We start from the raw sequence: 22,567 nt of genomic DNA on the forward strand, positions 1-22,567 counted from the left end.
ATATGAAAACGTTAATTTCATTTACATTGTTGTTTTTGATGAGTTGTGGATTGCATGCCGACGAATTGCGGGCTCAATATCAATTTAATCAAACCCAATGGAGTGGCAATGATACGGTTCTAGATAGTTCAGGCAATGCAAATCACGGAAGCCCGATTGGTAATGTTTTACCGCTATCATATTCTGGTGGTTCATGTCGTTTATTAGATGTACCTAGTAACACAAGTTCTTCTGAAAAAGACGCTATCGATACTCAAATTGATTTAAATAATATTGGTAGTAAGGGGAGTATCGCTTTTTGGTATCGAAGTAATTTGTCTTGGTCTAATTCAACAAAAAGACAATTGCTAGATGCTTCCAATCAAGCTCCTAGCCAAGATAAATTTTTTTATCTATCTCTAGGTGGAGGAACTCTACAATTTGGCATCGAAGATGACAATGACTATGATCTGACTGCAGAGCGAACCGGGCTGTCCTATGCTGCCAACCAATGGGTGCACATTACCATCACTTGGGATCTATTCGACAAACGTATTCAAATTTATGAAATTGCTAATGGCTCGGGAACAGTTTTGACTATTAGCGATAGCAGGATTCGTAATACCCTAGGCAATATGGACACCTTATATATTGGCGACAACCGCAGTAACTATATTGTTCACGATGGAACTGGAAATTCAGCCAATGGACAATTTGAAGACGTCTATATTTTTGACTATAAACTTTCAAACTCCGAAGTACTTCGTTTAGCCGGTACAGAACCAGACTGTGAAGATTTAGACTCGGTTTTGGTGTCCCATTGGCCAATGGATATATGTTCTTTAGATGGCTCTCGTGGTGAAGTGATTGACATTATTGCTGGCGCAAATGGGTCTGCCATAGATGGCGCGAATATTGATTTGAACGGAAAATTGTGTCAAGCCAGTGAATTTGCAGGAAACGGTGAGCACCTAAATATTCCACATAATGCTAATTTTGAATTAAGCAACGGTAGCATTGCAATGTGGTTTCGCATTGATGATTTAGATCCTCCAAGTAATTCATATTTCAACGGTCGAGCTTTATTTTCTAAGGACTCTACTGGATATGATAGTGGTGGCGGTCACTTAACAATTTATGTCGGCTCCAATGGCGCTATCAAAGCACGGCACCAATCCACCTCAAGAAATTACAATTTAAGCTCAAGTGCAAATTTAGTTTCTGAGAACCAATGGCACCATTTAGTTTATACGTTTGGTAATGCAGGCGTGAAAATCTACTTAGATAAACAATTGGTTGCAACTAATACCTACACTGGTGGCATTGCTGGGAACCCAGAACCAATAATACTTGGAGCTGGTGCGTCACACACCGGAGACAATGAATCTGCACCCGAAGACTTGAAAGATTACTTCATGGGGGAAATTGATGATGTGCGCCTATATCAAGGGCAATTGAGCCAAACAGAAGTAGATAACTTGTATGCTGAATCTGAAGGGATTTGTCAGACCTGTATTTCCGATATTTTAATGGCTCAATATCAATTTGAACAAAGTGAATGGGTGGGCACAGGTTCGGTAACTGATACCTCAAGTAATGGTTACAACGCCACCGCTTTAGGTGATGTGATCCCTATTAACCCCTCTGAACAAGTTGCTTGTCGTGCAATGGAAGTGCCAGCTAGTTCCAGCTTGGATGCTCAGTTTAATGCGCTAGACACCGGTATAGACGTAAACACCATTGGCAATAAAGGCAGTATTTCTTTTTGGTATCGTAGCAATGAAGCCTGGAATTCTGGTAATTCGAGACAACTATTCGATGCATCAACTGATGTTTCAGGTGATGTTGGCAATTCACGCTTCTTTTATCTTGCGATATTGAGCGGTGGGCAACTTGACTTTAAACTAGAAGACGACAATGACCTCAATTTTGGGGCCCAAACTCAACTCAGCCTGTCCTACGCTGCAGATACTTGGGTGCATGTGGCTATAACCTATGATCTGTCAACCAAAGTAAGTGAAATCTATTTAGATGGGGTTAAGCAAAGGGTTTCAATAACAGCCCAATCAGGCTTAAGTAGCGAAATAGGGGATTTAGATACCCTATATATTGGTGATAATCGCAGTGCCTACCTGTCTAATGGCAGTACTAGAAATTCTGCTAATGGAGAGTTTGACGAGGTACGGATTTATAATTTCGTGCAAACCAGTAGCCAAATAAATTTTGACAAAGATACACTCAGTACTTGTTCGTTTGTGTATAAATATCTTATTGAACATAATGGGAATGGTTTAACTTGTGAAGCCGAACCGGTCACAATTAAAGCTTGTGCGAATGAAAGTTGCAGTGAGCTTTATGATCAAAATATTACTGTGAATATGAGTCCCAATTCAGGGTGGCCAGATGGTGACACTGTTACCATAATTGCGGATACCCCTGCGAGTTTAACATTACGTAAATTAGAGCCTGGCACAGTCACTCTTGATGTATTGGATGAAAATGTTGAATGTACTGGGGTGTCGGATGGCAGCTGTGAATTAACGTTTAGTGATTCAGGTTTCCAGTTTATTGGAGCCAATAATTCAGACGCATTTCCTGACCAGATAGCGGAGAGTTTCTTTAATTCTGCTCAGCTTCGAGCGGTAAAATCAGATGACAGTAGTGGTGACAATGTTTGTGTTGCTGCTCTTGAAGGACCACAAGATGTCATCTTCAATTTAAACTGCGACGACCCTAGTCTGTGCTTAACTCCCATAGAAACGGGTAATACTCCTATAGTATCGGGTTCAGAAGCAAGTGTTGCGCTGACCTTCGATAGTAAAGGGTATGCCTCTTTGAGTGGCTTTTCTTATGCGGATGCAGGGCAAATAAGCCTATCTGTGCAAGCCGAAATTGATGGAAGTAGCTATATAAATGGTGCTACACAATTTGTCGTGTACCCAGATTATATTCATATCGAAACGACTTCATCCACTGCGTTAACTCCTGCAGGTGCGGCATTCGGTATGTCGTTAACGGCTCGGGGAAGTCAAAATGGTATCCTCCCCAATTATCAACCTCAACAAATCGAATTGTCTTTGCAGCGAAGTGTTCCTGACGACATTAGTGGTCAAAGCGGTGTGCTTACTTATGCACAAAGTGGCACTGTGGCGGCTTCGGAAACAGGTGGTTTTAGCACAAGTGTCATTACTGCTAGTAATGCTAATATATCCAGCAATAACGGTGTGTATAGCTTTACGGCCGATTATTCTGAATATGGTACTGTTAATTTGGATATTCGTGATTCAAATTTCTTTAGTCATAGCGTTGGTTCTGCAACATTAAGCGGTAGTGACTCTATTTCGTTAGGTTTATTTTTACCTGCGTACTTTGATATTGATGTTAATTCGCCACAATTAGCGGATAATTGTGATGTCACATCAGGTTATACTTATTTAGGTCAAAACACAGGCTTCGCAACCTCTCCACAATTTGTTGTCACTGCTATGAATGCGAAAGGCAATATCACTAGCCATTATCAGTCAGACAGTTTATGGACGTGGTTAGCATCAGCTAATGAAAATAATATCAGTTTGTCTGATAGTAGGCACAGTGGCACGATTGACTTTTTCGGTTCGCCTGATATGGATATAACCGATCTAGGTATTGCAGGCAGTCGAACATTAACTATAAATAATGCTCAAATTATTTACTCTAAATCAATAGCTCCGTATGGGCCGTTTTCTGCTAGTTTGGAAATGAATGTTTTACCGAGCTTTTTCACGGATAACAGCTATGCAAGTGCCCCTGTTTGTTATCATCAAAGCTATGATGCGAGTGATGATTGCGATACTGATTCATCTGTTCTTTCCCTTGATGATACGAATAATTTGATTAATTTAAGCAACATCGGTGGAACTGAATATCGTTGGGGTAGGATCGTTATTGAAAATGGCTTTGGTCCAGAGACAGAGAATATCCTATTACCTGTTTCAACAGAATATTACTTGGGTAGCGATTTTATCCGAAATACCGATGATACCTGCACGACTTTGACGCTAACATCTAGCAATTTTAATATCACTGATTCTGCTGGTACCAGTACTTCTGCAGTTGAAATATTATCTAGCTATTTTGGTATGACTAGTGGAAAAACACTTGGTTTTGAAGGAATTGACGTCAAAAACTTAGATATCTCCGTATTGGGCGAGTATCGGATTGAATTATTGCCTGTTGGAGACAACACAATTACCTGGGATGATTTTTTGCAGTACGATTGGAATGGAGAAGCCAGCGGAATTGGTAACCCCTCAGCAATTGTGACCTTTGGTCAGTTTAGAGGAAATGACCGTATTATCCATTGGCGTGAAAAAGGAAGTTAAGACTCAGTCGTGGTGACTGCCCATGCCATTCAATTATAGGGCGGACTCATCAACAAAATAGTTTTGCTTATTGCCACATGGATTTTATCCATCCTATTACTGGCAGTGATTGGTAACAAAGGTAAAATACAATTTAACTTAGGTATCAAAAAATAAGTAAATCGATTTGTTTCCATCCATATTCTCTCATTTAGTCGCTTATTCTACAAAAAGCACAATTCTTTTGGTGTTAACACCGGATAAATCTATTCTTTACTTGCTGATTTAAAGGGGCATTGGTAAAGTTAGCGGATCATTATGTCTATCTCCAACAGGGTGCGGTCTGTTCATGTTTAAAAAGCTTCGAGGAATGTTTTCAAACGATTTATCAATCGACCTCGGTACTGCAAATACGCTTATTTATGTTAAAGGTCAGGGAATCGTTTTGAACGAACCCTCAGTAGTTGCAATTCGTCAGGAACGCGCGGGCGGACCAAAAAGTGTTGCCGCAGTAGGTACTGCAGCAAAACAAATGCTTGGTAGAACGCCTGGAAACATTAAAGCTATTCGTCCAATGAAAGACGGCGTTATCGCTGATTTCTATGTGACCGAAAAAATGCTTCAACACTTTATTAAACAAGTGCATGACAATAACTTTCTCAAACCCAGCCCTCGGGTTCTGGTTTGCGTGCCTTGTGGTTCAACGCAAGTAGAACGCCGTGCGATTCGTGAATCTGCACTAGGTGCTGGCGCAAGAGACGTATACCTTATCGATGAGCCAATGGCCGCTGCAATTGGTTCAGGCTTGCCTGTATCTGAAGCAACAGGGTCTATGGTGGTCGATATCGGTGGTGGTACAACGGAAGTCGCGATCATTTCATTAAACGGTGTGGTGTATTCATCTTCAGTACGCATCGGTGGTGATAAGTTTGATGAAGCTATTATCAATTATATTCGTCGTAATTTTGGTTCACTCATAGGTGAAGCTACTGCTGAACGAATTAAACATGAAATTGGCGCTGCTTATCCCGGTGAAGAGGTACGTGAAATAGAAGTACGCGGTCGTAACTTGGCAGAAGGTGTACCTAGAGGATTCATGCTAAATAGCAATGAAATTTTAGAAGCCTTACAAGAACCACTTACCGGAATTGTTTCTGCAGTCATGGTTGCCCTTGAACAATCTCCTCCTGAACTGGCTTCTGATATTTCTGAACGTGGAATGGTATTGACTGGCGGTGGTGCATTGTTAAAAGATTTGGATCGCTTGCTAATGGAAGAAACTGGCATTCCTGTGGTGATCGCTGATGATCCGCTAACCTGTGTAGCTCGTGGCGGAGGTAAAGCGTTTGAGATGATCGATATTCATGGTGGTGACCTGTTTAGCTACGAATAGTCTGAATTAGGGATTATTTGTGCTAGACATCGTTCAATTATTACAAACATTATCAAACAGGTATTTAGCCTAAATGAATACCATGTTTACTAGAGGGCCATCACTTGTCAGTCGACTCGCGTTGGCCTTATTCGTTTCTGTTATCCTCATTTTTGTTGATCACAAATATGACGGTTTTGCTTCGGTAAAAGTCTATTTAAACTCTATTGTTAGCCCCCTTCAGTACATTGCCAGCTTACCTGGGCAAATGTTAAGTTCAGGGGCTGAAAAGTTTTCTACCCATAAAAAACTGCTCGAAGACAACCAGCAATTAACCCTGCAAGCGATGAAAATGTCTGAAAAGCTACAACGCTTCGATTTGTTAGCCGCAGAGAATGATCGTTTACGGGCATTACTTGGAGCGCCTGTTTCAGCCCCAATCCAGAAAATGGTAACCGAATTAATGGCGGTGGATAACAATCCATTTAGCTTACAAATTATCATTGATAAGGGAGCGATAAACGGGGTTTATGAAGGACAAACCGTACTGGATGACAAAGGTATTGTCGGGCAAATAATGGAAGTGGGTACTACCAATAGCCGAGTGTTGTTGTTGGCGGATATAACCCATGCTATTCCACTTAGAAACGCCCGTAATAATGTGCAGCTTATCGCCAGTGGGTCAGGGCAGTTTGATGAACTAATTTTGGAACATGTAGCCCATAGTGCTGATATTCAAGTAGGCGACTTACTCGTATCCTCAGGGTTAGGGAATATCTTTCCAGAAGGTTACCCGACCGCGACTATCACCTCCATCGTGCGTGATGAAAGTCGTCCATTTGCATTGGTTACAGCTACGCCCATAGCGCAGCTAGATAGATTGAGATATCTATTGTTGTTGTGGCCAGCAGATGCGCCAACACAACCTATCATGCCGCAATCTACGCCAACAGTGGAGGCCCAATGAAGCTGCGCAATTATGCAATTTTTCTGAGTATTATTATTGCGTTAATTTTGCAAATTGTTCCTATGCCTCTTACGGTTGAGCAATTTCGCCCTGATTGGGTTTTATTGGTGATGTCATATTGGGCATTAGCACTTCCGAATAGGGTTAATGTGGGAATGGCATTCATAGTCGGTCTGGTGTTAGATATTTTAATGGGAACCAGCCTAGGCGTGCATAGTTTTGCCTTGAGCATCAATATCTTTATTTTGGCGTCGAATTATCAACGTTTGCGAAATTACTCTTTGTGGCAGCAAGCGTTTATTATTGGAACTTTATCTGCGTTATATCACTTGGTCGTATTTTGGTTGCAACATCTACAGACTGATGTGAACTTCTTGTTTACCTACCTGTGGCCGGTTCTGACCTCTATGTTGATGTGGCCATGGATTTTTGGTCTGTTGCGTAAAGTCAGACGGCAATTCAGAATCACTTAAGGCCCCACATGTTATTGCTAGCATCTCAATCTCCGAGGCGAAAAGAGCTATTAAGTCAACTTGGCGTAAAATTTACTACACTAAATGTTGATATTGATGAAACTCAATTAGCAAACGAAGACTCTAATGATTATGTTATACGATTGGCTATTGAAAAAGCACAACAAGGTTGGCGTCAACATACGCAGGTGGATGGCGTTATAGGTGCCGATACTATTGTGGTTGTGGATAGTGGTAATCAAGAGCAAGTGTTAGGAAAGCCAGACAATTTTCAGCATGCTCGGCAGATGTGGCAGCAACTAAGTGATAGGCAACATAAAGTGAAGACCGCGGTTGCCCTAAAAAACCATTTAGGTACCGAACATTTTATAGTGGAAACTGCCGTTCGTTTCAAATTATTATCTGAAGCTGAAATGCAATGGTATTGGCAAACTGGTGAGCCGCAAGATAAGGCCGGAGCTTACGGAATACAGGGTTTCGCAGGGAATTTTGTAAAACATATCAATGGTAGTTATAGCGCAGTGGTTGGGTTACCTTTGTATGAGACCAGTGAATTAATTAAACAGGCAGGTATTAAGCTGTATGAGTGCTGAATTACTGATAAACGTAACCCCTTCTGAATCAAGAGTTGCTTTGATTGAGAATGGTATTTTGCAAGAAATTCATGTGGAACGTCACACCAAGCGCGGTTTGGTGGGGAATATCTATCGTGGCAAAGTGAGTCGGGTTTTACCTGGGATGCAGGCCGCTTTTGTGGATATCGGTTTAGATAAAGCCGCGTTTTTGCATGCCTCTGATATTGCCTTCCACAATGAAGTTAGCGACGAAATGTCGACTACCTCAATTGCTAAAAAAGACATCCGCGACTTGCTACGAGATGGTCAAGACATAGTCGTACAAGTGGTGAAAGATCCTATTGGTACTAAGGGGGCTAGGCTTACTACAGATATCACTATTCCTTCCCGTTATCTGGTTTTTATGCCCAGTGTTGACCATGTTGGGGTCTCGCAGCGTATTGAAGATGAGGCAGAGCGCGAACGGCTGAAATCTTTAGTACAGGAATATTGCAGTGATGATGGCGGATTTATCCTTCGTACGGCTGCCGAGGGTGTGCAAGAAAAAGAACTTATCTCAGACGCAGAATTTTTAAAACGTTTATGGGCGAAAATTCAATCGCGCATGAAAGGTCGAAAAGGTAATGTTTTATACGAAGATTTGCCTTTAGCAAGACGAGTATTGCGGGATTTCGTGGGTACTCAATTAGACCGCATCAGAATCGACTCTAAATTATCATTTCAAGAGTTACAGCACTTTACCCAAGAATACGTTCCTGAGCTGAATAAATTGCTGGAATATTATCAGGGCGAACGCCCAATATTTGATTTGTATGATGTTGAAAATGAGGCGCAACGTTCATTGGAACGTCGTGTGGAATTGAAATCCGGTGGCTATTTGATCATCGATCAGACTGAAGCAATGACCACTATTGATATAAATACTGGTGCGTTTGTAGGGCACCGTAATCTCGAAGAAACCATTTTCAACACCAATATAGAAGCTACTCAAGCAATCGCCCGTCAACTTAGATTAAGAAATCTTGGTGGGATGATTCTAATCGACTTCATTGATATGAGCGACGAAGATCATAAACGTCGAGTAATGCACAGCTTAGAATCTGCCACCAGTAAAGATCGGGCTAAATCCAATATCCATGGATTTACCGCTTTAGGTTTAATCGAAATGACCCGTAAACGCACCCGTGAGAGTTTGGAGCATATATTGTGTGGCGAATGTCCAGTATGTAAGGGCAGAGGTTCAATTAAAACCGTAGAAACTATCTGTTTTGAAGTTATGCGCGAAATTGTGCGAGTTAACCGCGCTTATGACGCAGATAAATTTGTGGTTTATGCATCCCAAGCCGTCGCCGAAGCTTTAATGGGCGAAGAGTCCCATATGTTAGCTGAATTAGAGGTTTTTGTTTCTAAACAAATAAAGGTACAAACTGAATTGCTTTATAACCAAGACAAATTCGATGTGGTAATGATGTGAAACCCACTTCATTCTATGCCGCTTACGTAGTTAGAAAACTATGGACGCTAGCAGCTGTTCTGCTGGTGCTGGTGGCTGTGAGCCTAAGTGTTATCCGCTTTTCGTTGCCTTATATGGACGACCATAAGCACCGAATCGAATCTTGGCTAAGTAATCGTTATGGTATCAATCTAACTATTGGTCAACTCAGCGCAAATTGGGCCAAAAGTGGCCCTTCTTTGATACTCAAAGACATTAAACTTCAACAAGACGAACAATCTCCCATTGGTCTAGAAATTGAAGATACGCAAATCGAGATCGATTTTTGGGGCACCATTGTGGCCCGACAGATTCAATCCCGACGTTTTGAGTTAAGTGGCTTGGCGTTATCCGTTAATTTAGCGCGAATTCAAAGTTCAGAAAGCGAATTTCCAGTGGTTGATGCGCTGGAAGACTTATTTCTACAACAATTGCAGCGTTTTTCAATTAGTAATAGTGTGATTGATGTCACCACGCGCTACGATCAGCAATTAATTCAAATACAGCAATTGAGCTGGCTGAATAAAGACGACCGCCACCAAGGTTCAGGTTTATTGCGCGTGGTGGAGTTAGCCAATAATTCCACAACCTTTAGTCTCGATTTAGTCGGTAATAAAGATAATCTTAGCGGTACTTTTTACGCCCGCGGTGAAGAACTTGATATGTCACCTTGGCTAAACCAATTGATTCGTACCCAAAATCAGCTAACCCAAAGTAGGGGGAACTTTACATTTTGGGCTGAGTTGAAAGAAAATCGTATTGAAAACGTGCAAATGATGCTGAATAAAAGTGAGTTTTCATGGACCTCACCGGAAAGTCAGGTTGATGCCGCGATAGTTGGCGGAAGTATTCGTGGTGTGCCGGATGAACAGGGTTGGTTAATTAATATCGACGACCTGATTCTAGAATCTCGTCAACAAAGTTTATTAACCAGTTGGACGGGGCACATTGGCCGCAATGGGCTGACTCATTTCCAAACGACTACCCCGGTCAATATCCGTACCTTGTTGCCTGTATTGCCATTGGCATTTGATAAGGAAGCAATTGACTTCATCGAACAACTCAAACCCAATGCGCGAATTGATGATTTAGCCATTGTCTTCGGTAAGCAATTTTCAGCCAGCGCTAATTTCTCTAAAGTTAGCTGGAATCAAGTGGATGGGGTACCTGGAGTGACTAACGTTGCTGGCAGTTTTAGGATGTTTGATAACCTCGCTAAATTGTCTATTTCTGGTGCTGAAGGAGAGTTTTTAGCAGACAATACGTTAGACAAAAATCTCAGTTATCAATCTATCGACTTTGATGTTTTCCTCGATTGGCAACCGCGAGGAGTGGTGGTTGATATACCCAACTTCTCATTACAAGGTAGCGATTTAAACTTAGATCTGCAGATGGCCTTTGATAGCAAGGACAAACAACTGGATTTAATCGCTAATATTGGTGAGCTGAGCGTTGAGCAGGCTAAAAATTTATTTCCTGATCACTACATGGGGCCTGAAACTAAAGCGTACTTACAGGGGGCAATGCGCAGCGGAGAGTTAGCTTCTACTAACGTGCTTTGGCAAGGTTCGCTTAGCCAATTTCCGTTCGAAAATCACCAAGGTATATTTCAGATAAGTATTGACGTCAACGACAGCGAATTTAAGTTTGCACCTGACTGGCCAGCATTAACCGATTTGGATGTGGATTTACTATTTGAAAACAAAAGCCTGGCAATGTTAGCTCATAAAGGCAAATTGAAAAATGTCGCCCTATCTCAGTTATCGGCAGAAATTCCAGAGCTAAGCAATGGAGCCGTGCTAAATATTGACGCTAACGTGAGTGCACAAAGTGCGGATGTAAACGAACTAATATTAGACAGTTTTTTGGCTAACAGTTTAGGCACTGTTTTAACCGAAGGCGTTAATGTTAGTGGAAAACTTCAAACCAAGTTAGATCTGCATATCCCCTTGTCAGGCAATAACGTTATGGCTAAAGGCCGAGTATCTTTGAACGGCAACCCAGTCTATTTACCTAGCCTTAATTTGAATTTTAAAAACATGGTGGGTGAGGTTTCATTTGCCAATGAAAAGGTTAATTTTAATGGTCTTAAGGGGGAATTGTTTGAGCAAAAAATCACTGCAAATTTCGACGGCTATTCGGATCCAAATGGGGCTTACAAAGCAGATATAGAAATTCAAGGTGATTGGGAGTTACAGCCGTTATTGCGGGATCACCAGCCGAGCATGAATAAGTATCTAGCTGGACATAGTGCGTGGCAGGCAAATACGCAACTAACTTTACATAAAGACACCTATGCTTATGAATTTGAGTTGGTGAGTAATTTACAAGGGGTGACATCAAGTTTACCTGCACCATTTAGCAAAAGCAGCGAGCAAGAAAAGCAGTTGTTCGTGACTGGGAACGGCGATAATCAAGCTTCTAATTTTAGTCTATCTCTCGGCGATTCTATTTCCTTTGAGGGGGTTCTACCCCATGAAACAATGCAGTTTTCTCGTGCGCATTTATCTATCGGCGAGAGTGAAACTTTGGCAATGGGGCTGGGGTTTAGTATCTCGGCAAAAGTAAAAGACACTGATTTTGACGCTTGGTATCAAGCTATTTCAACCTTAATAAGTGATTTACCAAGTGGCAATGACCGTCCTATATTAACTGCGCCTCAACGAGTTTATGTCAATGCCGAAACCATGATTGTAGCAGGACAAAAAATCAATCAATTAGAGTTAGTGGCCAAGCACTCTAGCGATGACTGGTTACTGGAGTTCAATGCGGATCAGATTCGAGCCAAAGTCACCTTATATGATGATTGGTTGAACCGCGGTGTTGATATAAAAGCTGATTTTATTGATTTAGCTCAGTGGCATGAAGGTGAGGAAAGTGCCATATCGCAAGCCCCGATGCTGCAAAATTTACCGCCCGTTAGTTTCGATTGTAAGAGCTGCAAATTGTTTGGCAATGATTTAGGGAAAGTCGATTTTTCACTATCTAGAGCCCCCACAGGTATGCAAATTGACAATCTGAGGTTTAATAACAGCAATGGTATTTTATATGCTAGCGGTGACTGGTTTATTAGTGAACAAGGTTCAAGTACCGACTTGAAAGGTGAACTCAGCAGTCCTGATTTTGGTGCTTTACTCAAAGGGTTTGGTTTTGATTCGGGGATTAAAGACTCTAAAGCAAACTTTAAGTTTAATTTAAACTGGCAAGATGCCCCTCACAAGTTTTCGTTATCAAGCCTCGGGGGTAACATTGATTGGCGATTAACTGACGGTTATTTATCTGATGTGAGTGATAAAGGCTCTCGTATTTTTAGTATATTGAGTCTGCAATCGTTAGTTAGAAAGTTGAGTTTGGACTTCAGAGATGTATTTGCAAAAGGGTTTTTCTACGACAAAATGGGTGGCTCCATGCAAATAGTCGACGGCAAAGCGGAAACCCAAGACGTGGTAATCGACGGTGCTGCAGGGGAAATGTTAATTGCAGGTTACACTGACTTATCCACGAAGGAGTTGAATTACCGCATTGAGTTTACGCCGAACGTGACGTCAAGTTTACCCTTGTTAGTGTATTGGATGGTAAATCCTGCTACCGCGATTGCGGCGCTAGCGATTGATCAAGTTCTCACCGAGGCCAAAGTCATCTCCAATGTGAAATATTCAGTAACCGGTACTTTGGATGAACCGATACTGACAGAGTTGGATAGAAAAAGTAAAGAAGTTGCGTTACCCGCAAGAAATACGCCCATAGAACTCGATGATGAAGATATTCCTCCTCAGGTTCTTCCCGAAGAGAGAGTTAATTTGCAAATCAATGATACGAGAGGATAGTAATGGCCAATTTAGTCGCATGTCAGTTAGTTTCAAGTCCAGATGTATCGGTCAATCTACAACACGTTGAACAATATATTGCTCAGCAGCAACCTGGTGACTTAATTGTATTGCCGGAATGTTTCGCGTGTTTTGGGGCTGGTGATGCTGCGTTATTGTTAATTGCAGAGGAGCTTGGAGAAGGTGCTATTCAAGAAGCTTTGTCGGCAATGGCTAAAAAATACAAAGTTTGGTTGGTTGCCGGAACTATGCCAATTACTACTTCGAAATCAGGTAAATATACAGCGACCTGCCTAATTTTTGATGATACTGGGCGACGTGTAGATGATTATCAAAAAATCCATTTGTTTGATGTCCAAGTTGAAGATGGCACCCGCAATTATCTTGAATCCAAATATACCCAAGCTGGTGACAAACTTGTAGTCGTTGATTCACCTTTCGGCAAAATTGGTGTGGCTGTATGTTATGATATCCGCTTTGCTGCCATGTTTGTCGCTATGGGCGAGATTGACGTATTAGTGTTACCCAGCGCTTTCACCCGCGCAACGGGGAGAGCTCATTGGGAGCCTCTATTAAAAGCCAGAGCCATAGAAAAACAATGTTATTTGGTTGCAGCTAATCAAGGCGGTATCCATGCCAACGGTCGCGAGACTTACGGACATTCTTGCGTGATTTCTCCTTGGGGGGAAATCTTATCTGAGATAGAAACAGGCAGTGGCGCAGTCAGTGCTAAGTTTGATCCCAGCGAAATCAGTAGAATTCGCACTAACATGCCAGTTCAGCAACATAATCAATTCAGGAGTTACCTTGTCTAATTTGGTCGAAGAAAATTTATTATATGCAGCAGATTTAGATCCCAATAAGGTCGTATCCGCTTTAAATCTGATTTGTCAGCATCAAAATGATTTTGCCGATATTTATTTTCAATCTAGTCAGCATGAAGGTTGGGTATTGGAAGACGGAATAATTAAAGACGGTAGCTATAATATTGAAAAAGGCGTAGGTGTGCGCGCAGTTAGCGGTGAAAAAACCGGTTTCGCCTACTCTGATGATATTAGCCAAGAAGCGTTGACTAAAGCGGCAAAAGCATCTCGCAGCATCGCAAGTACTGGAGGTAGTTTCAATGTTGCTGCCAGCGCACCCAAACAATCATCTGCAAGGTATTTTGCTGAGAATCCCATCCTTGGTATGCAAGAACATCAAAAAATCACCTTATTGCAGGATGTTGATAAATATATTCGAGATAACGAGCCCTTAGCTACCCAAGTCGTTGTGAGCATTAGTGGGGTGTATGAAGAAGTATTAATTGCTGCTACAGATGGCACTTTTACTACCGACATACGGCCACTTATTCGACTTAATTGTTCTATCTTAATTGAAAACAATGGAAGAAGAGAGCGCGGCAGTGCCGGTATGGGTGGACGTTATGGATACCAATATTTCTTACAATCTGATGGGGATAAAACGCGTTATCAAGTACTAGCTGATGAAGCAATCCACATGGCCAGAGTAAATATGCAGGCAATTGATGCCCCCGCAGGTTTGATGCCTGTTGTTTTGGGAGCTGGCTGGCCGGGCGTATTATTGCACGAAGCTGTAGGGCACGGTTTAGAAGGTGATTTTAATCGTAAGGGTGCTTCAACTTTTAGTGGAAAAATGGGACAACAAGTCGCCGCTAAAGGGGTAACTGTAGTTGACGATGGAACTTTGGCTGACCGCCGTGGTTCATTATCTGTTGATGATGAAGGTACACCAACACAACGAAATGTTTTGATTGAAGACGGTGTATTAACCGGGTATATGCAAGACAAATTAAATGCTAGATTGATGGGTGTTAATCCTACAGGAAACGGACGTAGAGAGTCCTATGCTCATCTTCCTATGCCGCGAATGACGAATACCTTTATGTTAGAGGGGCAATATAGCCCTGAAGAGATTATTAGTAGTATCGACAAAGGGGTTTATGCGCCTAACTTTGGTGGTGGGCAGGTAGATATCACATCGGGTAAGTTTGTTTTCTCGACCTCAGAAGCATATTTGATTGAAAATGGCAAAATTACCACTCCAATCAAAGGCGCAACGCTAATTGGCAATGGCCCTGAAGTAATGCAAAAAATTTCGATGATAGGTAATAATTTGAGCCTAGACAAAGGCGTTGGTGTGTGTGGTAAAGACGGACAAAGCGTGCCGGTAGGCGTTGGTCAGCCCACCCTCAAAGTCGACGAATTAACCGTAGGCGGAACCGCCCTATAACATGGGCTCCAATCAATCTAGCGGGCTGTTGTAGCATGGCCTTCAGGCCATGGAAGGTTCAGTCAATCTAGCGGGCTGTTGTAGCATGGCCTTAAGGCCATGGAAGGTTCAGTCAATCTAGCGGGCTCTGTAGCATGGGCTTCAGGCCATGGAATGATCCATATCTTGCGCGAGGCTAAAGCACCCGCCTACAGGAGGAATGATCCAAATCCTGCGCGGGGCTAAAGCACCCGCCTACAACATTTCTTTTAAATATTGGAATAATTCACGTGCGGCTTTAGGAGGCTTATTTAGTTCTTGCTGTTTTTTAGCCTGACGAGAATATTGTCTTAACTTTTGGCGATCTAGTTCTGGGTGCTCGTTGATTAACACATCAATGCCTCTATCACCCTGCAATACTTTGTCTCGCGCTTCTTCTACATGATGGAACTTGCCAGTTTGTTGACGATGAGCCAATTGCAACTGATCTAGAGCTAACTGGATAGGCTGGGTATCTCGATGCCGCATCAGCTTACCAATTAGTTGTAATTGACGGCGGTAACCATCTTTCTTCTTATTGATTCTACGAGCTAGTTCAACTGCTTCGGTTAACTCTTCATCCATAGGGATTTTAGATAATGAAGCCGCACCTAGCTCAACTAGTGCTTCCCCCAATTTTTGAATAGCAAGACTTTCCTGCTTAAGTTGGGTTTTGCTTTTAATTTCTTGTTCTGGGCCGTTTCCGGTAAAATTCGTATCGCTCATGATAATGTCTTTAATGTTACACTATGCCAATTGTAACCCAGCTAATAGCGCACAGCATTAAAAGTTGTGCATAGAAAGTGAGTCTTATATGCAAATGGAGCAACAATTAGCCCAAATTCAACAAGCAGTTGAAGACGTTTTGGCATTGGCTAAGCAAAAAGGGGCCAGTCATGCAGAAGCTAGCATGTCGAAAGTTGAGGGTATTTCCGTATCCACTCGGTTAAAAGAAGTAGAAACAGTTGAATTCACCAACGATGGTGGTTTAGGTATCAGTGTTTATTTTGGTCAACGTAAGGGCAGTGCATCAACTGCAGATTTGAGTATAAATGCGCTGACTTTAGCAGTAGAAAAAGCCTGTGAAATTGCTAAGTACACCAGTGAAGACCCCTACTCAGGTCCTGCTGATGAGGCTTTAATGGCCTATGACTATCCAAACTTGGATATGTACCATCCAATTGAACTCGATACGCAACACGGGATTCAGCAAGCTATTTTAGCCGAAGAGGCAGCCTTGGGCTTCGATCCTAGAATTACCAATTCAGACGGTGCTTCATACAACGCTAATATTGGTATGAAGGTGTATGGCAATAGTCATGGGTTCATTGGTGGTTATCCAAGTAGTCGCTACAGTTTAAGTTGTGTCGTTATCGGAGAAGATAACGGTGATATGCAGCGCGACTATAGTTATACCGTTAATCGTCAAGCCGATTTGATGACGCCTGCCGCACAAATCGGAAAAGAAGCCGCAGAATTTACTTTAAGCAGACTAAATGCGCGTAAATTGAAGACGGCTAAAATACCGGTTATTTTTCATCGTGATGTCGCTGCGGGTTTACTTGGACATTTTGTTAGTGCTATTAGTGGCGGCAGCTTGTTCCGGAAGTCATCTTTTTTGCTCGACAGTTTAGGTAATCAAGTTTTACCTAGCTGGTTTGAAATACTCGAACGTCCGCATATTAAATCGGGGCTTGCCAGCTCACCTTTCGATAATGAAGGTGTTAAAACTGAAGATTTGACTATAGTGAGTCAGGGTGTATTGAACCATTATCTTTTAACCAGTTACTCGGCGAGAAAGATGGGGATGCAGACTAATGGCCATGCTGGTGGTATTCATAATTGGTTGATTAAACATACTGGCCACTCTGATGATGCATTATTAAAGGAAATGGGAACAGGCTTGTTAGTCACTGAACTAATGGGCCAAGGAGTGAATATCGTTACTGGCGATTATTCTCGAGGTGCGGCTGGCTTTTGGGTTGAAAATGGAGTGATTCAATATCCCGTTCACGAAATAACCATTGCTGGTAACTTAAAAGACATGTTGATGAACATTTCTGCCGTTGGTTCTGTGGCTGAAACTCGAGGAAGTATCCACACAGGATCTATCTTAGTAAGTGAAATGCAACTCGCTGGCAGTTAAAGCACTATTTGAATCGATTGTATGTCATCTAACATTCTGCTTTCTAAACGGAAAAAGTTAGGTAAATTTGCGTTTAATTAGTGACCATTAGCGATTCATCAGATAGTAAAAAAGGGCTTAATAAGCCCTTTTTTACGGTGTCTAATACGTCAAATTGAAACGATTACATGTCAACGGTGCCGCAGAAGCGGTAGCCTTCTCCATGAATGGTTACAATCAAATCTTCTGAGTTGACTTCTGATTCGAAGTGCTTACGTATACGACGGATTGTTACGTCAACAGTACGGTCATTAGGACGCAATTCACGACCTGTCATTTCCATTATCAACTGCTCTCTTGTTAGGATTTTTCCAGGGTTACTTAGGAACAAGTGTAACGCGCGGAATTCACTACGAGGAAGACGGAATTCGTTTTGGCTAGGAGATATTAGACTGCGACTATCACCATCTAAAATCCAACCATTAAAGCTTACGCGACTTGGAAGATCGTCATCTTCATTGTTGCTGAGCGTTCTATTCAAAAGATTTCGCGCTCTAATCGTTAGCTCTCTAGGGTTGAATGGCTTAGTTAAATAATCATCCGCGCCGATCTCTAATCCTAAAATACGGTCAACATCGTTATCTCTGCCGGTTAAGAATATCAAACCGACATTTTTGCGATCTCTGACTTCACGAGCAAGTATCAGCCCATTCTTTCCAGGTAAATTTATATCCATAACAACTAGGTTAATGTTGTTATTTTCGAAAAAATCATGCATTTCGCTGCCATCTTCAGCTTCGAATACATTATAACCTTCAGCTTCAAATAAGCTTTTCAAAGTAGTCCGTGTTACTACTTCATCTTCAACAATTAGTATATTGGGCGTCATTGTTTTTATCCGTTTTATTTCAATATATTTAGTTTAACAGAAAATATCTATAAATCAGGCTATTATCCAGTGAAATTTGCATACTTTAGTAGTCTTGCACTAAACTTTACGGGAGAATCGGCATACTGCTCTTTATTTATGTAAATCCTTATCTTGTCGTACTCTTCAATAAGGCTAAGCAATCCCCCGTTTTTAATAAAAGATATAGTTTCTCCAATAGTGACAATAGATAAGCTTGTTTGTTTCAAATCTTTGTATAAAGTTTTGGACTCGCTCGACTTATCGACAAATATATAGTTACAACCTTGTTCAATAGCAGTAGGTAGAGAGTCTACTTGTTGGAGCTGTATCTGTTTTTTATTATGATTCAGTAAATCTGATTCATTTAGCATTAAATAGTGTTTTTGAGACTCTTGCTCTATTAAACAAAACTTTAAACTCATGAAAGACTGTTGCCACTTCGAATAATTGACCACATGTAAAAAGAAGGTGGAACGAATTGACGTTGCGGACACTTCAAAATCATTGTTGTGCGCATAAACAATAGTGCTCCATGTCACAGTGATGAAAATAATTATTCTCAAAATCATAATTTAAGAACCCTTTGCCAAAGTTTTTGGGTCGATTATTCTCACCGGAAAAAGGATTGTAAATTCAACACCTTTATCTACTTCGCTGGTGATGGTGATAGAACCATTCAGTGCTTGGGTAATTAAGTTGTAGACCAAATGCATTCCCAAACCACTGCCGCCTTGTCCACGTTTAGTGGTCACAAATGGATCAAAAATCCGCTTCCTGAGTGGTTCTGGAATGCCTTTGCCATTATCCACATAGCGTATTTTTATTTTATTTTCTGAAACTAAATCAATATATATGTCGATTTTACCTTCATCCATAAATTCAAAGCCATGAATGATTGAGTTCATCACTAAATTCATAATAATCTGATTAATTGGTCCGGCTTTGGTTTCAATATATAGGTCGTTTGGACAATGAACACTTATTACGTGTTTATATTTTTTGAGTTTAGGGCGCATGGACATCAAAATCTCATCCAGTAATTGCGCAAAGGCAAAGACACGATTGCTTTCACTTGATTGATCAACAGCTACTTGTTTAAAGCTGGAGATAAGCTCTGCAGCTCGATTCAAATTGCGATAGATAATGCTCAGGTTTTCTTGTCCCTCAGAAATAAACTTCGAGAGCGTACTGGCTTTTAATGTTTTTGCTTCGAATTCACTTTCAATATGATTAAGCCTATCTAGCATCATTGTTGAGGCTGTTACCCCGAGTCCAATCGGTGTGTTAACTTCATGTGCTACGCCTGCAACCATGTCCCCTAAAGAAGCCATTTTTTCGTTTTGGACCATTTGTCGTTGGAACTGATGCAGTTTTTCTAAGGTTTCAATTAGTTCTTGATTCGCTGCTTTTAAGGCTACAGTTCGCAGTTGCACCTTTTCCTCTAGACTGGCATGCAATTTTCGCTGTTCTTGTTCGGCAAAATCTCGTTCTTTTAGATAGTGCTGAGTACGATCTAGCATATCGTTAAATGCAGACCCAAGAATATCTAGCTCTTTGATGTTGGTACTCTCGGCTCGACCTTTGTAATCTCTTTGTCTGGAAATACGCTGAACTAAAGTGGCTAAATTAATTATTGGGTTTGCCAGTGTTTTTTGTAAACGTAGTGTCAGCAGGTAACAAATTATCAATATAATGAGTAACGCGGCGAAGTTGGTGACAATGGAACTGGAAATCAATTGGTTTAAAATATCTGCCGATACGCGCAAATACACGTAACCGATAATCTTATCGTCTAATTTAATTGGTTTAATAAATTCGAATTTGTTATCTGTTTGAACTGGCGTTTTAAAGTCCTCAATGTGCTTCCACATTGGTGGCGTTCGAGCTTGGTCCGGACGGTTGTAACTGGTGAAATAAGTGGGATTTTGCCCTTCAACTACTCTGTAAATATGCACAGCTTCAATGAATGTGGCAGCTTTTAATATTTGTAAATTTTCTTCCTCTATTAGATCATCATCAAATTCTAAACTCGAGATTGCATTGTTACTGATAATTTCAGCATAAATGATAACCTGTTGAATGAGTTCATTTTTGTAATTAGTAATTTGATTGATTAATGAAATGCTAGAGGTAACAACAAGCGCCGATGTTGTGATGGCCATTACCACCCAAACAATCAGGGTTTTTAAAGATAAATTTTTTCCGCCTGTTAGCATATAGTTAATCTGCTTCTTATGGTGGCAAGTCTGCTGCTAGGGATAATAGTGATATAAATTGTTTAAAAAGAAAACACTTAGGCTCATAAAAGTGGAAAGAATTATAGGCCAAGGGCTAAATATGTGTTTTTCACTATTTTCGAATTATTTCAAGTAAGGTTTTTTCGTCAATATTCAATTTCACAGAGGCTCTGGTTAAAGACACTATCTGGTCTACCTTGCCGGCATCATCAGTAGCGGGTATGCGCAAAGAGTCAAAGTCGGCCATACAAATACACAAAATCTCCCCTTCTTTGATCGCAAACTGCGGTACATCAACAGGCGAGCGTTTGTACAAAATATTCGGGCAAACACTAGTGCGTTCAGGCAGTTGAATGCATTTTTCTGGCAAACTATCTTGTGCATTAACTGAATAGCTAATGCACCAGAGAAGCGACAGAGTCAGTAAAATACTGTTAAAACGACCTGAGGTAATAGTTGTTAGCATGACTGATAAAGCGCTTCATATTCTAAGGCTGCTTGATGCCAAGTAAATCGAGTATTCATACCGCGTAATTTCATTTCATTAAAGCTATCTGGGTATTCGTAGTAATGCAACAGAGCTCGGTAAATACAACCAAGCAACGCCGAACTGTCTGGGTGTTCAAATACGAAGCCTGTGGCAATATCCGGCTGATGAATAACGTCAATAACAGTATCTTTCAATCCACCCACGGCTCGAACGATTGGCAAGGTTCCATATGCCAAACTATACATTTGATTCAAGCCGCAAGGCTCAAACAAAGAAGGCATTAGGAAGAAATCGCTGCCAGCTTCCAACAAGTGGGCCAATTCAACACTGAATGTCTCAATGAAAATAAATTTGTCTGGATGTATTTGGGCATGTCTATGCAGCACTTCACTTATTGAAGGGTCTCCTGTTCCAACAATCAAAAGTTGTACATTGTGTTGCAATAAATCTTCTAAAATTGGCAGTATATAACCAAAACCCTTTTGTTCGGTTAGACGACAAACCATACCAATTAATGGCACATTAGGTTTTTGTTCGAAGCCAGAGGTTTCCTGCAATTTTCGTTTACATTCGGTTTTCCCTGCTGGGTTATTTACGTCAAAATTCGCAGGAATGTACTTGTCGGTGGCTGGATCCCATTGACTGTAATCACATCCATTTAAAATACCTGACACATCTTTTCTTCGCGCAGTAAATTCATTGTAAAGCATGTGGCTACCTAAGGTAGTTAACAGCTCAACCGCATAATTTGGGCTTACCGTATTAATTTTATCGGCGTAGCGAATCCCAATTCTAAGAAAGTTTAATGCGTCTCCGTCGAGCTGGTTATGTAACTCAGAATGATTGCTTACATAAGGAATTTGATCGATACGATGAGTACCGTGAAAAGCGCCGTTGTGGATGGTTAGAATGCATTTGCTGTGTTCAAAAAAGCCGCTGTTGTCGGTCTTCAAAAAATACGGTGTTAAGGCAGTATGCCAATCGTTACAGTGCACGATGTTAGGCTGGAAATCGATGGCTCGGCTAGTCGCTAAAGCAGCATCAGCAAAAAATGCGAAACGTTGCGCATTGTCGGCAAAAGCGTGATAGCCGTCAGTGTAAAAACCATCCCGATGAAAGTATTCGGGGAAGTCCACAGCAAAAACCGGTACATCTTGAATATGTAATTGACGGACGTTGAATGAATAGGTTTTGTTACCTGAAACAATACCTTGAGAAGCGACTATGGGCGCATCGAACTTATCTGCTAATAGCTTGTAATAGGGCATCACTATGATGACATCATGACCTAGTTTTTTTAGCTCGATTGGCAATGCTTTAGCCACGTCGGCCAAACCACCTGTTTTAGCTAAGTCTTCTACTTCGGATACTACAAAAAGAATCTTCAATATTTATCTCTCCAATTCATAAACTTGAGAATAAAGTAACTATTACTTTAAACTGAGTAGCAGGTTACATGACGACCTGAGTGTCTAGCAAGTGGCACCCAAGAGTAGGTGACCAACTCAG

At 41.2% G+C, this 22,567-nt stretch carries 16 protein-coding genes; 10 read left to right on the plus strand and 6 right to left on the minus strand.

What is annotated here, in order from left to right; genetic code table 11:
* Window positions 1-2 precede the first annotated feature (2 nt).
* The 9 genes from VUI23_RS02050 to tldD all read left to right on the plus strand — a co-directional run bounded on the left by VUI23_RS02050 (window position 3) and on the right by tldD (window position 15,278).
* Window positions 3-4,340: a DUF6701 domain-containing protein gene (locus tag VUI23_RS02050; protein WP_342806603.1), complete on the plus strand. Its 4,338-nt coding sequence runs from the start codon at window positions 3-5 to the stop codon at window positions 4,338-4,340.
* Between the two features lie 328 nt (window positions 4,341-4,668).
* Entirely contained in the window at window positions 4,669-5,712 is a 1,044-nt protein-coding gene (locus VUI23_RS02055) for a rod shape-determining protein (protein ID WP_008843593.1), read from the plus strand.
* A 73-nt stretch (window positions 5,713-5,785) separates the two neighbouring features.
* Window positions 5,786-6,658, plus strand: a complete 873-nt coding sequence (gene mreC, locus VUI23_RS02060) for a rod shape-determining protein MreC (protein ID WP_303502259.1) — start codon at window positions 5,786-5,788, stop codon at window positions 6,656-6,658.
* Window positions 6,655-7,131, plus strand: coding sequence for a rod shape-determining protein MreD (mreD, locus tag VUI23_RS02065; RefSeq protein WP_216050466.1), 477 nt, complete (start codon window positions 6,655-6,657; stop codon window positions 7,129-7,131). The genes mreC and mreD overlap by 4 nt, the downstream gene beginning before the upstream one ends.
* An 8-nt stretch (window positions 7,132-7,139) precedes the next feature.
* Window positions 7,140-7,724, plus strand: a complete 585-nt coding sequence (locus tag VUI23_RS02070) for a Maf family protein (protein WP_216050465.1) — start codon at window positions 7,140-7,142, stop codon at window positions 7,722-7,724.
* Window positions 7,714-9,180 (plus strand): ribonuclease G, encoded by a 1,467-nt coding sequence (gene rng / locus VUI23_RS02075; protein ID WP_216050464.1) that lies wholly within the window; start codon window positions 7,714-7,716, stop codon window positions 9,178-9,180. Before VUI23_RS02070 ends, rng begins: the two co-directional genes overlap by 11 nt.
* Complete coding sequence (locus tag VUI23_RS02080) at window positions 9,177-13,025, plus strand: YhdP family protein (RefSeq protein WP_342806605.1); 3,849 nt, start codon at window positions 9,177-9,179, stop codon at window positions 13,023-13,025. Before rng ends, VUI23_RS02080 begins: the two co-directional genes overlap by 4 nt.
* A gap of 2 nt (window positions 13,026-13,027) precedes the next feature.
* Window positions 13,028-13,840, plus strand: coding sequence for a carbon-nitrogen hydrolase family protein (locus tag VUI23_RS02085; RefSeq protein ID WP_216050462.1), 813 nt, complete (start codon window positions 13,028-13,030; stop codon window positions 13,838-13,840).
* Complete coding sequence (gene tldD, locus VUI23_RS02090) at window positions 13,833-15,278, plus strand: metalloprotease TldD (RefSeq protein WP_342806607.1); 1,446 nt, start codon at window positions 13,833-13,835, stop codon at window positions 15,276-15,278. Before VUI23_RS02085 ends, tldD begins: the two co-directional genes overlap by 8 nt.
* 234 nt (window positions 15,279-15,512) lie before the next feature.
* Here the strand turns inward: tldD and yjgA are convergent, their stop codons facing one another.
* Complete coding sequence (gene yjgA / locus VUI23_RS02095; RefSeq protein WP_216050460.1) at window positions 15,513-16,022, minus strand: ribosome biogenesis factor YjgA; 510 nt, start codon at window positions 16,020-16,022, stop codon at window positions 15,513-15,515.
* An 88-nt stretch (window positions 16,023-16,110) separates the two neighbouring features.
* Here yjgA and pmbA point away from each other — a divergent pair, with 88 nt between their 5' ends.
* Window positions 16,111-17,442 carry a metalloprotease PmbA gene (pmbA, locus tag VUI23_RS02100; RefSeq protein WP_342806609.1) on the plus strand — a complete coding sequence of 444 codons (1,332 nt, stop codon included), beginning with the start codon at window positions 16,111-16,113 and terminating at the stop codon, window positions 17,440-17,442.
* Window positions 17,443-17,605: 163 nt separating this feature from the next.
* Here the strand turns inward: pmbA and arcA are convergent, their stop codons facing one another.
* The 5 genes from arcA to glgA form a co-directional block, all read right to left on the minus strand.
* Complete coding sequence (gene arcA / locus VUI23_RS02105) at window positions 17,606-18,310, minus strand: two-component system response regulator ArcA (protein ID WP_216050458.1); 705 nt, start codon at window positions 18,308-18,310, stop codon at window positions 17,606-17,608.
* A gap of 62 nt (window positions 18,311-18,372) precedes the next feature.
* Window positions 18,373-18,900, minus strand: coding sequence for a YfiR family protein (locus VUI23_RS02110; RefSeq protein ID WP_342806611.1), 528 nt, complete (start codon window positions 18,898-18,900; stop codon window positions 18,373-18,375).
* 3 nt (window positions 18,901-18,903) lie between these two features.
* Complete coding sequence (locus VUI23_RS02115) at window positions 18,904-20,547, minus strand: ATP-binding protein (protein WP_342806613.1); 1,644 nt, start codon at window positions 20,545-20,547, stop codon at window positions 18,904-18,906.
* A gap of 133 nt (window positions 20,548-20,680) precedes the next feature.
* On the minus strand, window positions 20,681-21,034 hold the full coding sequence (locus VUI23_RS02120) for a hypothetical protein (protein ID WP_342806615.1): 354 nt from the start codon (window positions 21,032-21,034) through the stop codon (window positions 20,681-20,683).
* Complete coding sequence (glgA, locus tag VUI23_RS02125) at window positions 21,028-22,446, minus strand: glycogen synthase GlgA (RefSeq protein ID WP_216050454.1); 1,419 nt, start codon at window positions 22,444-22,446, stop codon at window positions 21,028-21,030. Before glgA ends, VUI23_RS02120 begins: the two co-directional genes overlap by 7 nt.
* Window positions 22,447-22,567: the final 121 nt, after the last annotated feature.

Source organism: Alteromonas sp. M12 (assembly GCF_037478005.1).
Lineage (GTDB): Bacteria > Pseudomonadota > Gammaproteobacteria > Enterobacterales > Alteromonadaceae > Aliiglaciecola > Aliiglaciecola lipolytica_A.